Below are 13,476 nucleotides of genomic sequence, written 5' to 3' on the forward strand. Positions count from 1 at the left end.
CAGATAACATTAACAATAGTCATCCGTAGTCATGTGAAATGTAATGAGCATTAAGCAAAGAATAACCAGCGCTTACCGCTATATCGAGCCAAATCTATTTTTTATAGGATTATTTGGTTTTCTCGGCTTCCCTGCTTATTATCTTATTTGGGCTTATGTTTTCCCCCAGCCCTATGAAAATTTACCATTACGGTTAGTTTGTGCCGCATTATTTTTGCCGTTTGCGATTAAAAATCATATGCCAAGCTTATTTTCTCGTTATAAAGAAAAGCATTTTGTTTTTACTATATGTTTTTGTTTACCTTTTTTCTTTTGCTATATGATGATACGCAATGAATGGTCTGTTGAATGGATCATGTCTTTTATGGCCGCTATTTTTCTGTCTATTATTATTATCTATGATTGGCTAATTATTCTAATATGCACCACAATAGCAGCATGCAGCGCTGCCTTATTGGGCTATCTATCGATGGGCAATATTGGCATTGGCTTCCATTATTCATACCTTATTGTGTTTAGCTTTTCTTATTTCACAGGTATCTGTTTTAATTACCGTAATCGAATTGAAATTGAAAGTAAGCAATTATTCTCACGATCATTTAGTAGCGGTATCGCCCATGAAATGCGTAATCCCCTAGGTGCTTTATACGCCTCTCAAGAAGTCTTATTAGAATTACTTCCTGAAACATTAACCAATGATCCCCAACAACATCGACTGATCTCAAATGCTGAAATACATAAATTACGTAATATTATTCAAGACAATATTTCAATAATTAATAATGGCCATAATACTATCAATCTTTTACTTAATTCTATTGATAGTCAAAAAATATCACCTCATTCTTTTCAATACCTTTCTATTAATGATGTGATTATTGACGCACTTAATGTTTATGGCTATCAACAAAAAAGTGACCGCCAATTAGTCAGTTTTCAAATAAACAAGGATAATCTATTTTTTGGTAATGATATTTTATTGCGCTATGTTATCTTTAATTTATTAAAGAACTCTTTTTATTATAAAGATAAACTAAACTTTAAAATTGTCATTTCTGTTTATAGTAAAAAAAATGAAACAATTATCAGTGTTAAAGATTATGGGAAAGGTATTCCACTAACCGCGATTAAAAATATTTTTACCGAATATTATACTTCAGGGAAAAAGAACAATTCAGGTTTAGGGTTATCTTTTTGTAAAAAAGTCATTACAGCTTTTGCTGGTAACATTGAATGTTATTCAACTGAAGATATTTCAACAACGTTTATTATTCGATTACCAAGCGTAACATCTTCAATCGTTGAAAAAATGAAATATGACCTAATGTGTCATAAAAAAATATTATTCTTAGGTCGTCAAAATCAGTTATTAACAGATATTAGTCATCTTGCGTTCTTTTATAATTTCACGTTGTATTATAAACAAGCATCGACTTACGACATTACTGACATTAATGCAATTGATTATGATTGCATCGTTATTGATATGCATTCAATTCAAAATGAATTATTAATGAAACTGTATAACCATATAACGACAACAACAATAAAGATGATACTAATCCATCATTTAAATGATACTAAAGAAATAGTGTTATCAAAAATTTATCAGCCCTATTTATTTACATATGACCATATTGATGAATTACAGAAGAAATTAAGCACTCAAATTTTTACACATAAAACACCAGTAAATGACGTATTTAAAACAATCAATATAACCAAAGCTAAAATCATGCTTGTTGATGACAATATTTCATTACGTTTGTACTCAGGTATTTTATTAAAAAATGCAGGTTATGAGGTTGTAGAAGCAGACAATGGACGTACAGCCCTCTCTTATCTACAAGAATCTACAGTTGATCTTATTTTGATGGATTCACAAATGCCGATCATGTCAGGTATCGATGCGACCAAAGAAATCAGAACTAATCTTCAATATTCTGCACATCAAGACGTTCCTATTATCTGTTATTCAGGATCTTTAGATGAAGAGCATAGAAACCATTTAATCAATATTGGAATCACTGACTTTTTACTAAAACCATCATCAAAAACAACGTTATTAAGTATCGTTCACAAATGGTTAAAGGTATAAATTCACCAATAAAAAGTAGGTATGATTTCATACCTACTTTTAAAAAATGACTTAATTACATTATTTTACGACGGCCATAAGCCACCAGCGACATCATCATCACCCAAAATAGAGATAAGCTACCACCTGAACCTTCTTTTTTATCATGATTTAATGGCCACTGTGTATTGTGATCCAATAGGTTAATATCCGTTGGCACTACTTCATCTTTAGTCACGGCAACTAAGTACGTACCTTGATCAGAAGCAGCGTTATCAAACAATGGATATACTTGATCAAAAGGTAATGTTAACGTCGCAGTTTTACTGCCTGCGCTAAACCATACCTCTTTAGGTGCTAGAGCGGCTTGTTGCTTACCACTGACTTTAGTCGCAACATAAACCATTGCTTGCTGCGCGTTATCAATATCTTTGCTTCTAGTAAGTGTGACTTCAAATTGTTGAGCATTGATATCTTCGCGTACTTTTGCAGCTAATGTTTGTACATTCGTTAATGGCGTAAGGCCTTTTTTTGCAATAGCCGTTTCATTTAATAAACTCACGACATCACCACGACCTTGATCACAACCAGCTTGACCATTGATGAACGGTAAGCCATTTGCCGGGTTATAGCTGCTAAAGCCAGACATTAAACTGGTTGTTCCTTCCGCATTACATTGTTTGGTGCCGTAAGCGTTTTTAAACAGAGCATCAGTACTATCAACAGTATTCGCTTCAGTATGCTTAGCGCCAAAAGTATGTCCAACTTCATGAGCATAAACAAATTTATAACGACTATTTATTACACTATCAGCACTTAAGATCAATTGAGCATTATTCATTGACTCTAGATCTTCAAATCCTATTGGTGAACGTGCATGCCCCTTGGTTGTATTTGAAACCTGTGATGCAAAAGTCGTTAGTGTATTACTAATAATACTTGGGTCATTTGCGATCATTTGTTTAATATTGTCAGAAACTTCTTCAATGGTCTCATAAGGATAGTCAAGGTAACTAATAGTAGCCGGTGACAATTTAATATCAATATTATAATGATTCCAAACTCGGTTCGCTTGCTTAATATTTTGATAATGACCAACAGCCCATTGTGATGCAACCTCTGTATGGGCAATCTCTGTTGGTAAAATTAATGGTGACTCAAACTCAGCAGCATTTACACTTCCTGTAAACATAGCTAATAATATACATAATTTTTTCTTTTGCATGAGTATCCCTTAAAATAACATCTGCATGTTTATTTTATTTGGTTAAATAATTAATCGTTAATCTTGTAATAAATACTACAGCTGCAAAAAACAATATCAACAATTAATTAAAATAATCGTATTCATTACTCATTAAAGTATTAATATCGACTCAAAAATACATTAGAAGTATATATTTAATAATATAAAAAACTGTATACTTAAAAACAAATAAGCCCACTAAATACTATTAGCAGGCTTAATATTATTTACTATTTTAATACCATCTATTTAGCTATTGGAACATATTAGTAATAATTATGATGCTAATTCGATTTTCATCAAATAACACGCTTGTAATATAGCCTCTATTTCTTGATCTGTTAATTCACTATTGACAGAAAAACGAATAAGATTTTTATTTTTTGGTGTTGCGGGCGCACAAAAAACAGAACCAAAGATATTCATATTTTCTAAATGATCACGCATTATTTCAGTATTTTCTTCATTACCTGTTTCAAGAGCAATAATTTGAGATTGGCTTTGAATATTAAATCCAAGTTGGATTAAGCCATGACGTAATTTGTCAGCTTGCTCTACCAATCGTGAACGGCGATCATCACTGTTTTTAATAACATTCAATGTCGCCTCTAATACTGCAATTTCATGAGGTAATAACGCAGAACTAAAGATAGCAGGACGCGCAACAAACGGTAATGCTTGCCCAATTTTGTGACTACACAATATCGCCCCTGCGCGATAAGCAAATGCTTTTGCTAAACTAACTGTTATAAAATCAACATCATCGGTTAAACCTAATTCAGCAACGAGCCCCGCACCTTTTGGTCCATGAGTACCTAATGAATGTGACTCATCAACCAAAATAGCACAACCATAATCTTTGGCTAACGCGACAATCTCAGTTAAAGGCGCGACTGTACCTAAGGTACTGTAAACAGAATCAACTAAAATAAGTCCTGGGCCATTACGCTTTATTAGCTTTTCTAGATGACGAATATTATTGTGTAAAAAGCTATGAATCTGCGCTTCTGCAACCCGAGCCCCTTCCCATAATGACATATGAGCAAAGAAATCAATGTAAACTGGCGTATTAACAGGCAAAATTGTTTGAATTAAGCCCACATTCGCCGCCCATCCAGATTGAGACAATATACAATGCTCAAAGCCAGTATAACTCGCCAACTGATGCTCAAATGAATGATCATCTTCTTTATGTAAAAATATAGCGGACATAACAATGTCTTTTTTATTATTACTGAGCGACTCTATATATGCTTCTCGAATGTGATCATGATTAGAAATGGCAAGATAGTCATTACTCTGTAATAACACCCCATTTTCTGTTGGTTTTTTACCTAAAACTAAATGTTGTTGGTTTTTTCGAGGATAAATAAGTTCTTCAAGATGAAATTCAATTTTTTTTTATAAAGTCTGGTAGTGGCTTAGATAGGTTATGGTTTGTCATGGTATATTCCTTTTTAATTAAAATAATATTATTTACATATTTATAAATAACGAAGATATATTATTATCAAATAAAAAATACACAACCTATTATTTGCTCATCTTATAAAATCATCCTGATAAAACAATTATCATTATTTGTTATATATAACCTATTCTGAATTTTAATATTATGAGAGACTACCTAAAAAATAACCACACTGAGAATATGATGAAATATAGTGCAGCAATTTTTGATATGGATGGATTACTGCTTGATACCGAACAAGTGTGTATGACTGCTTTTAAGCAAACATGCTGTGAGATGGACCTTCCTTTTAAGCAAGAGGTTTATCTTTCTATGATTGGACGAAACCAAGCTGGGATTAAACCTATCATTAAGCAAGGCTACGGTGATATGTTGGATTATAGCCTTTTTCACCCTCGCTGGATGCAGCACTACCACGCCGTTGTTGAACATCAAGCCATTCCCGTTAAACACGGTGTCATCGAATTATTAAACTGGCTACAAGCCCAAAAAATCCCCATGGTTGTCGCCACTTCCACTCACAAAGCACTCGCACAGAAAAAACTTCATCTCGCTGGATTATCAACATACTTCTCACATATAACCTGTGGCGATGAAGTAACTCAAGGTAAACCTCACCCTGAAATATATTTACTCGCGGCACAACGTCTGCATGTAGAGCCTAATCAATGTATTGCCTTTGAGGATTCAAATAACGGCGTCAAAGCGGCAGTCGCTGCCAATATGGCTACGTTACAAATTATCGACCTTGTAGAGCCTGATACTGAAACTCGCGCTTTAGGACATGATATTTTTAACACTATGGATGATGCATTAACGTTTTTACAAACACACCAATAAAGCGTAACTACCACATTAAAAGTAATAAAAAAGCCCACAAGCTATTAACCTGTGGGCTTCTTTTTAAGTGAATATATTACTTCACTGCATTTGCTATTTGAGTTGTTAATTCACCAACCGCAGTTGATAGCGCTTCAACTTGGGCGCTATAACCGTCTTTAGATAATGGCACACTAAACTCAAATGGATGCACTGTTTGCAGGTCACCACTAGCACCAATGATCATCCACTCACCAGCCACATTAGCGACACCTGTATATACACCATTAAACTGGTTAATACGTACCTGTAAACGCGGTGCTCCCACTGTTGATAAGGTTGGTGTTAGCTGTGTTGCCCATAAACGATGTTGCTTTTGGCGTAAGTCATGAGTAATGCGACGTGTTAGCTGTTTCGCTAATGCCTCACCCCATAAGTTTTGCTGTGCTTCCACTATTTCTGTTGCTGACGTTTGATAAACTAAGCCAGTACCTGATAAGTGTGCTGCAACTTCAACCGGACGCACAATCAATAATGGTTGATTATTGGCGTGTGATACGGTCAATGTTTTACCCGCGGGCAACAAGAAGGTATTTATTCCTTCAGGTGCACTACTACAACCCGTTACGGCTAAAGTAGCCATTGCGATGATTAACCACTTTTTCATTATTAACGACCTCCAACAGGTACTGGATCTTTTGTTTGCTCATCACCAAACACAAGTGAATTTGGTTTTTCATTTAGTTGGCGTAACACAGGTTGTAATTCAGTCATCACTGCTTCAAAACGTGTTAATGCACCTTCAAGGTTCTGATATGGTGCTGCATCAGGACCAAACCCATTGAGTGTTGTCTGAATCTGTTTTAGGCTCGCACGTACATCACCAGGTAATGCTTGTGTGTCTTTTTGCTTTAATAAACGATCTAAATCATTGATCGTTGTTTGCATAGTCGCCATGGTTTTTTCAGATGCTTTTAACGTTGCCGTCATTGAGTTTAAAGTATCTTCAACAGGCAGCTTATTAAATTTCGTTAATAAGTTTGTTAGTTGCTTCTGTACCTCAGCTAAATCACCAGCTTTAGTTGGGAAGATATCATAACCATCATATTCCAATGCTTGAACTGGCTTTTCACCTTTATAAACATCAGTGCCAACATACAATGCACCAGTCAATAAATTACCGGTTTTCAATGTTGCTCGTAGGCCTTTCTTAAATTCTTTTTCAAGATTGGCATGCAATGACGCTAAAGTACCTTCATCAGTATGATCATAAACACGACCAAGATCGATGCGTACTAATACTGGAATCTGCTTACTGGTAAAACCTTCTTGGCTTGTTGGTAAACGTAATGGCACTTTTTGTACTGTACCAATTTGAATACCGCGATATTCAATTGGAGCGCCAGCTTTTAAGCCACGAATAGATTCACTAAATAGCATCACAAAATCAAGATGTTGTTCAAACGTCTTCTCGCGAACTTCCGCTGTATTATCGTATAAACGGTAGTATGATTTTTGCTTCGCTTGTTGTGTACCTTGGTCATCAATCGGCGTAGAGAATGTTACGCCACCTGTAATTAATGATTCTAATGAGCCAATTTTAACATCAAAACCTTCAGCACCAACTTTCACTTGGACACCAGAAGATAAGATGAAGTTACTACTGGTGCGTACTAAGCGATCGTAAGGTTCAAAAATAAACAATTGGTAATTAGCGCGTTTACTATTGATGTCAAAACCTACTTGTTCAACACGACCAACAGTAAATCCGTCATAAAGAACTGGATCACCAACACCTAATTTACCCGCCTGACGACTGGTTAAAATAACACGTAACCCTTTTGCATCCGCAGGAGCAACTGGCGGAACATCAAGTGCAACAAAATGATGCTTATCTTCTTTACCTTCACCTGGTTGCATTTCAATATATGAACCAGAAAGCAAAGTATCTAAGCCAGATACACCACCTTTACCGATGCGCGGCTTAACCACCCAAAATAGCGTGTCATTTTTAAGCATGCGCCCTGTATCGTTATCCATTTGAGCTGTCACGGTAATGTAACTATAGTCTTCACTTAATTGGACTTTGGTTACCACACCCACTTTAACGTTCAACGATTTAATCGCGGTTTTACCCACTTCAATGCCTGATGCATTTGGCAATCGAATCGTAATGACAGGCCCTTGGCTATTTAGATATTGAACAAACATCCAAATACCAATGCCTAACGCAACCAATGGAACAATCCATATTGGTGATACTTGTTTCAAACGTTGCACTTTAGCCTCAACCGGCTGGTTATCACTCATAATCTGCTTTCTCATTTATGTACACTAGGCACTACTGAATGGGATTCAGTAGCATCTAACTCTGAATCTTGTTTATACGACTTACCTTTAGGTATCCAAAATACCCGCGGATCAAAACTCATCGCTGATAACATTGTAAATATCACCACCGTTGCGAAACATAACGCCGCAGGACCCGGTGAAATTGCCATCACATTTTGTAACTGTACTAAAGCCACCAAAATAGCAACAACGAAAATATCAACCATAGACCAACGACCAATAAATTCGGTTAAACGGTATAATTTTAAACGTTTAATTGCGACATGGGCGGAATTATCTGCTTGCTTACCCGCACAAAAGTAGAGCCATGCTAAGGTAAACATTTTTGCCATAGGAATAAAAATACTGGCAATGAAAATAACTAATGCAATCGGCCACGACCCCATTTTCCAAAGTAATACAACACCGCCTAAAATCGTAGAGCCTTCAGTTTGACCTAAACTCACGGTGTACATCATTGGATATAAGTTAGCGGGAATATAAAAAACGATGGAGGCAATTAAATATGCCCAAGCAAATTGCAATGAATGGGTAGCATCAAAGACATGTAATCGGCTATCACAACGTAAACAACGTGCGTGATGGGTTGTTGGCATTGGATTTATTTGATTACAAGCATGGCACCCAACATGGTTATGATCCATATGTGTATCACCATCATGAACCCCTGCTACGGGAACCATGGCAAAAAACTGATCCCACAACCACGTTCTATCAACTAATGAAACACATTTAACGACTAATACACTGTAAAGACAAAACGCCCAAAACGAATTCCCTAAGCCTATGTGAGCTAATGCGGATATTTTAACAAGGCTCACTAACACGCCAATTAAAAATACATCAACCATTAGCCATGGCTGGATTTTAAACAATACTCGGCATAAAAATTTAAGCCAACTACGCGCATGAATCACATGTCCAATATTCTTTACTTTGTGGGCACAATAATAAAGGTAAAGAACTAACACTATATATGCCGCAGGAAACACAATAACGGTTGTCATTAATAAAACTGCTAAAACACTATTTTCAAAATGCTGCAATGTTTCCGCCGCATTTAACAGTGTAATTTGATGCCCCATACCATTTACAGTAAAAGATAAAAATGGAAATGAGAGGCTTAATGCTAGCATGATCAAACACGCGATACCGTAAGCAACTGGACGTTGAAAAGGTAAACTAACGGTTTTGATTAAAGTATGACCACAACGAGGACACGTCGCTTTTTCACCTTCATTTAAATTCGGGATATCAACGACTAACCCACACTCTTCACACGCAATCATCATCGATTGTTGCACGTCAACCGCCTTTCGTGCGAGTTTACTTTGTTTACTCAACGTACATCACCTATGACAAATAAATCTGATAGTATAGTTTACTAACATGTTAAAAATCATTTTCAAAAAATAGACAAATGGTCAGCAGTCTTTCGCTGAGCCCCCCAAACCGCATTATTATCACATCCTAAATCTATATCGCTACATATGATTATTTTAGAATATGCCAGTTATTCCATCATTCTAAAACGCAATCCAATAATTACAAGTAATGCATTAAACATCAAAAACTTAACAACAAAAGTTGGCTAATTAATATAATTAATCCTTATATATTGTTTAATATAGTTAGATTATTTATGATTAGTTATCATTATCTTTACTATGAAATTTTATTTTGAACGGTATACATTATAACAGTATTCTCGCTCTATGCTGCATTACATTTACCAACAGTTAATTTTTACTTATGCTCTTCTTCTAATAACAGAATTATGCTACTTAGTTTAATAAAGCACAAATCTCCAATAAAACGCCTTTTTTTCACACAAAAATACTGCTTATTGTAAATTTAACCACTTTTATCCCTACTTATGATTTGAAATCATGATGAATTGTTACAAATAAAGACTATTCATCTGTATTTCAAACACAGTAATATAGTATTTCATTAAGTATCAATATATTATCCGATAAAAGACACCACAACATGAACATTAGCCATAGTATTAGAAAGAAGATCACCCACTACATTTTACTATGTCTAAGCTTATTAGTTATATTCAATATAGGCTATTGGTCCTATAACCAATATACTAATATTCAAAAGATGCTGACACGAAATCAGACCGTCACAGAGAACAATGTATTAACGATTGTTAGTAAACATACTGACTTATTAACAGCAATATCGAATGATACCGTCATGCAGGATCTATCATTACAGTTACCCCAACGAATTGAAATTATTCGCCCCTATCAACAAGCATTTAATATCGAAACATTAGGTATTAGTGACATGAAAGGTAATGCTGCAACAACTTACCGAATGAATGCTGAAAATATAAACTATCGTCATTATTTTCAGCAAGCAATACAGGAAAAAAGATTAACGATTAGTAACTTAATCTACTCTCCTATCTCTAATAGCTATGTTTATATAATCTGTAAGCCGTTTAATAATAGCATTAATGAAGGCACTATCTTTGCATCAGTCTCTTATGCTGATATCAATCACGCCTTAACTTATCAAGAAAACACCAGCATCAAAAATAATATTCTCAATGATTGCAAAGACACCAGTAATAATTGTAAGAACACGAATACACTCAAGAAAAATAATATTTATTCTTCATTAAATAACGAACAAATATCACATAACATTAAGAATAAAAACACATTTAGTTATCATGTTATCAATAATAAAAATCAACTTGAAATATTATCATTACATCCATTAAAAAATACACCTTGGTATTTAGTTACAACACTTAACTATAATCAATATTTAAAAGATAGAGTTCTTTTTATGATTATTAATATTTGTATCTCTGTCATTGCATCAATCGCTATTGGCTATTACCTAATGAAAAAAGTATCTATCATTACATCTCCGATAGATGCATTTATTAAAGAAAGTACCTCTATTGTTCCAATTCAATCACCATCTAAAAATAGCAATATCGATATAAATCATCATTTTAAAAACATCATTAACACGACTAAAGATGGTGTCTATTGTTCTCGAACAAATTTACTGAATCGTAAGTACTTTATTCAACATGCAAACATTACGATTCAAAAACGTCATCAAAATTTAGCCTTACTTTTTATAGACCTAGATAACCTTAAAACCATCAATGACACCTTAGGTCATTATTACGGTGATGATGTTATTAGTATCTTTGCCCAACATGTGAAGTCATTTTTTAATAATCCAATCGATTTAATTGGTCGTTTTGGTGGGGATGAATTTATTGTATTAACCAGTGGTTTCAATAATGAAACAGATTTAATCAACATATTAGAAACTCTGATTAGTCAGCTAAATGGTTCCGTAAGTAATGGTGACATAGTCATTCCGTTTTCAGCATCGATTGGTGTTGCCGTAACAGATAATCAAACACGCGATATCGAACAATTGATCAACAATGCAGATCAAGCGGTTTATGACAGTAAGAAAAAGGGCAAAAACTGTTACAGTTTTTATGTTAACCATTAAAAAAGCCCCTAATGTTATCATCAACATTAGGGGCTTTTTTTACATTATTCGGTATTAATCTTGTGGTACTACTGGCACTGGAAATAAGCGGTCATAAGCAATGTTGTACACATATGCATAAATGAGATAGAAGAGTACCATTCCAATATCAAGCACAAAAGCTTCCCATAACGTCACTTTTAGCGCCCAAGATAAGATAGGAATCGTAACAAAAAGAAGTCCAGCTTCAAATCCAATACTATGAAGAATACGAACAATTGTAGTTTTTACCGTTGTTTTATAACGACGATAAAGCATACGATCAAACCATATATTGTAAATATAGTTCCAACCCGTTGCTAAAATTGAAAAAGCAATCCCGACTACGCCAACATGACTACCATCAAACCCGAATTGGCTTAATACACACACCAATAAAATTAAACCAATAACTTCAAAACAAATCGCATGGCGAATACGATCCAACCGCGTTCTCATCAAAAATTCCCTCAGTACATGTATTTTTATAATCGATAGCTTTTCTGTATACGGACTATAAATGTTTTTTTGCTATTAACAAGCTAGAACCTATCCGCAAAAGAGATAGATTAACTATTTGTCTAACAATTCCGAAGCCTTATAGCTGCGCTGAGTTACCATAGTTGACGACGATAGCATATTTAAATTCATGGATTGTTGTAACGCTTTTTTATCCGCCTGTAATTGCATGACTTGCTGGCGAAGTTGATCAATAACTAATTGATAATTATGTTGTTTTTCAGCTTTCTCTTCTAATTGTTGAAATAAATCTTCAACGTCAAGCACACTTGTTTCGGTTCTATTTTTTGATACGATTAATGCTTGTTGTCGTTGCTCAGCCTCAATAGCAAGCTGTTTTACAAACGATCCCATTTCATCAGCAGATCCAACAAGACGATTAAATATTAATAAAAAAGAACAAATTTCTGCATCAGTAGAAAAATTGGGATAACGTATTTTATGATCTATTTCTGTCCATGCTTCTTCAAAAATAGTTCTCACTTGTACTTCAGTAAAAATACGTCGGTGTTGTAGTTCACTACCAAACACATAATGTAATGATCGATAACCTGCTGGATGTATTTTTACTGTAATATCTGCGGGTAATTCAGCCGACACTTCATCATCACCATTTCGAACATAATAAACCGGTGGCTCTTCATATTGCCACTTACTCATTAAATAATCATGAATAGCTAACCCATCATCTTTAAATAAATGTAGCGCACGTACGCCAATAAGATCAGTAACAATGGCGTCATAATTATACTGATTAATACCGAGATATTTAGCTTTAAACGTCGCACTATTAGGTTGTGTTTTTCGAACAATTTTCTCCATCAAATGCTGTGGTTTTTTCACTCGCCAACGAACAGAATGAACATGAGAACATTGCTGAATAATGCGTGCATATGATTCTGCGGTAACATTCAATGCCTCGGTTCGTTGTTCATGACACAAACCAATTGCTTTTAATGTCGACCATGAAATTTGGCTTGCTTGCCACTGCTGTTGACTAATTCGATTCTGGTGAAGAAACTCATCTTCTGTCAAAGAAGCAATACTCATGTTGACTCACTTATTGATAAATAACATTACAGATAAAAACGAACGAACAATTACTTATTGTTGTGTTTGTTATTTTAATAAATGAGTTAAATTATTCTTTTTACATATATTTTTCAACTTAATACGAATATTAAAATGATAACAAAGTTACCACTAATAATATTAAGACTGCAGTGAATAACTTGACCGAATAACCTGCTGGTAATACTCATCAATCGATGTGGCTAACGAAAAATGATAAAAAGCATATAGAGATACATTAGTATAAACTTCGTATTCACCGCGCTGGCCAAAATCAATATAAAGGCAGTCATTACTCGCATCATGCCCTATTTTTTTTATCACATCAGAACTCACAATAAACCAATTAATCATTCATATTCACTCGTTATTATTTGAATAATTAATCATGCCAAAAAC

At 34.6% G+C, this 13,476-nt stretch carries 10 protein-coding genes and 1 pseudogene; 3 read left to right on the forward strand and 8 right to left on the reverse strand.

Annotation, left to right across the window (positions count from 1 at the left end):
- The first annotated feature begins 43 nt into the window (after positions 1-43).
- Positions 44-2,098: a hybrid sensor histidine kinase/response regulator gene (locus CZ809_RS04370; protein WP_080156186.1), complete on the forward strand. Its 2,055-nt coding sequence runs from the start codon at positions 44-46 to the stop codon at positions 2,096-2,098.
- 55 nt (positions 2,099-2,153) lie between these two features.
- Here the strand turns inward: CZ809_RS04370 and CZ809_RS04375 are convergent, their stop codons facing one another.
- Together CZ809_RS04375 and cqsA are read right to left on the reverse strand one after the other, a co-directional pair.
- The gene (locus tag CZ809_RS04375) at positions 2,154-3,302 is read right to left on the reverse strand and encodes a M12 family metallo-peptidase (protein WP_080156187.1); all 1,149 of its coding nucleotides are present in this window, start codon (positions 3,300-3,302) and stop codon (positions 2,154-2,156) included.
- A gap of 297 nt (positions 3,303-3,599) precedes the next feature.
- Positions 3,600-4,767, reverse strand: a pseudogene (cqsA, locus tag CZ809_RS04380) (alpha-hydroxyketone-type quorum-sensing autoinducer synthase).
- A 210-nt stretch (positions 4,768-4,977) separates the two neighbouring features.
- On the opposite strand from cqsA, the gene CZ809_RS04385 reads away from it, so the two are divergent.
- A complete protein-coding gene (locus CZ809_RS04385) occupies positions 4,978-5,634 on the forward strand; it encodes an HAD family hydrolase (RefSeq protein ID WP_080156188.1) in 657 nt (218 codons plus the stop codon).
- 76 nt (positions 5,635-5,710) lie between these two features.
- Here CZ809_RS04385 and CZ809_RS04390 read toward each other — a convergent pair whose 3' ends face one another.
- From CZ809_RS04390 to CZ809_RS04400, 3 genes are read right to left on the reverse strand one after another with little or no spacing between them, the layout of a single operon-like run.
- A complete protein-coding gene (locus CZ809_RS04390; RefSeq protein ID WP_080156189.1) occupies positions 5,711-6,280 on the reverse strand; it encodes a PqiC family protein in 570 nt (189 codons plus the stop codon).
- Positions 6,281-6,282: 2 nt separating this feature from the next.
- The gene (gene pqiB / locus CZ809_RS04395) at positions 6,283-7,923 is read right to left on the reverse strand and encodes an intermembrane transport protein PqiB (protein WP_080156190.1); all 1,641 of its coding nucleotides are present in this window, start codon (positions 7,921-7,923) and stop codon (positions 6,283-6,285) included.
- An 11-nt stretch (positions 7,924-7,934) separates the two neighbouring features.
- Positions 7,935-9,257 carry a paraquat-inducible protein A gene (locus CZ809_RS04400; RefSeq protein WP_080156566.1) on the reverse strand — a complete coding sequence of 441 codons (1,323 nt, stop codon included), beginning with the start codon at positions 9,255-9,257 and terminating at the stop codon, positions 7,935-7,937.
- An 820-nt stretch (positions 9,258-10,077) separates the two neighbouring features.
- Here CZ809_RS04400 and CZ809_RS04405 point away from each other — a divergent pair.
- Positions 10,078-11,469: a diguanylate cyclase domain-containing protein gene (locus tag CZ809_RS04405; RefSeq protein ID WP_158258945.1), complete on the forward strand. Its 1,392-nt coding sequence runs from the start codon at positions 10,078-10,080 to the stop codon at positions 11,467-11,469.
- A gap of 54 nt (positions 11,470-11,523) precedes the next feature.
- Here CZ809_RS04405 and CZ809_RS04410 read toward each other — a convergent pair whose 3' ends face one another.
- The 3 genes from CZ809_RS04410 to CZ809_RS04420 all read right to left on the reverse strand — a co-directional run bounded on the left by CZ809_RS04410 (position 11,524) and on the right by CZ809_RS04420 (position 13,431).
- Complete coding sequence (locus CZ809_RS04410; protein WP_080156192.1) at positions 11,524-11,946, reverse strand: PACE efflux transporter; 423 nt, start codon at positions 11,944-11,946, stop codon at positions 11,524-11,526.
- A gap of 114 nt (positions 11,947-12,060) precedes the next feature.
- Positions 12,061-13,056, reverse strand: a complete 996-nt coding sequence (locus CZ809_RS04415; protein WP_080156193.1) for a RelA/SpoT domain-containing protein — start codon at positions 13,054-13,056, stop codon at positions 12,061-12,063.
- Between the two features lie 162 nt (positions 13,057-13,218).
- Positions 13,219-13,431, reverse strand: coding sequence for a KTSC domain-containing protein (locus CZ809_RS04420; RefSeq protein ID WP_080156194.1), 213 nt, complete (start codon positions 13,429-13,431; stop codon positions 13,219-13,221).
- Between the last annotated feature and the right edge of the window lie 45 nt (positions 13,432-13,476).

The organism is Photobacterium piscicola (assembly GCF_900166965.1).
Lineage (GTDB): Bacteria > Pseudomonadota > Gammaproteobacteria > Enterobacterales > Vibrionaceae > Photobacterium > Photobacterium piscicola.

What these genes read in the sequence shown, in the direction of transcription:
- CZ809_RS04370 (WP_080156186.1), top strand. Translation starts at nt 44, where the DNA reads ATGAGCATTAAGCAAAGAATAACCAGCGCTTACCGCTATATCGAGCCA.
- CZ809_RS04375 (WP_080156187.1), bottom strand. Translation starts at nt 3,302, where the DNA reads ATGCAAAAGAAAAAATTATGTATATTATTAGCTATGTTTACAGGAAGT.
- CZ809_RS04385 (WP_080156188.1), top strand. Translation starts at nt 4,978, where the DNA reads ATGAAATATAGTGCAGCAATTTTTGATATGGATGGATTACTGCTTGAT.
- CZ809_RS04390 (WP_080156189.1), bottom strand. Translation starts at nt 6,280, where the DNA reads ATGAAAAAGTGGTTAATCATCGCAATGGCTACTTTAGCCGTAACGGGT.
- pqiB (WP_080156190.1), bottom strand. Translation starts at nt 7,923, where the DNA reads ATGAGTGATAACCAGCCGGTTGAGGCTAAAGTGCAACGTTTGAAACAA.
- CZ809_RS04400 (WP_080156566.1), bottom strand. Translation starts at nt 9,257, where the DNA reads ATGATGATTGCGTGTGAAGAGTGTGGGTTAGTCGTTGATATCCCGAAT.
- CZ809_RS04405 (WP_158258945.1), top strand. Translation starts at nt 10,078, where the DNA reads ATGCTGACACGAAATCAGACCGTCACAGAGAACAATGTATTAACGATT.
- CZ809_RS04410 (WP_080156192.1), bottom strand. Translation starts at nt 11,946, where the DNA reads ATGAGAACGCGGTTGGATCGTATTCGCCATGCGATTTGTTTTGAAGTT.
- CZ809_RS04415 (WP_080156193.1), bottom strand. Translation starts at nt 13,056, where the DNA reads ATGAGTATTGCTTCTTTGACAGAAGATGAGTTTCTTCACCAGAATCGA.
- CZ809_RS04420 (WP_080156194.1), bottom strand. Translation starts at nt 13,431, where the DNA reads ATGATTAATTGGTTTATTGTGAGTTCTGATGTGATAAAAAAAATAGGG.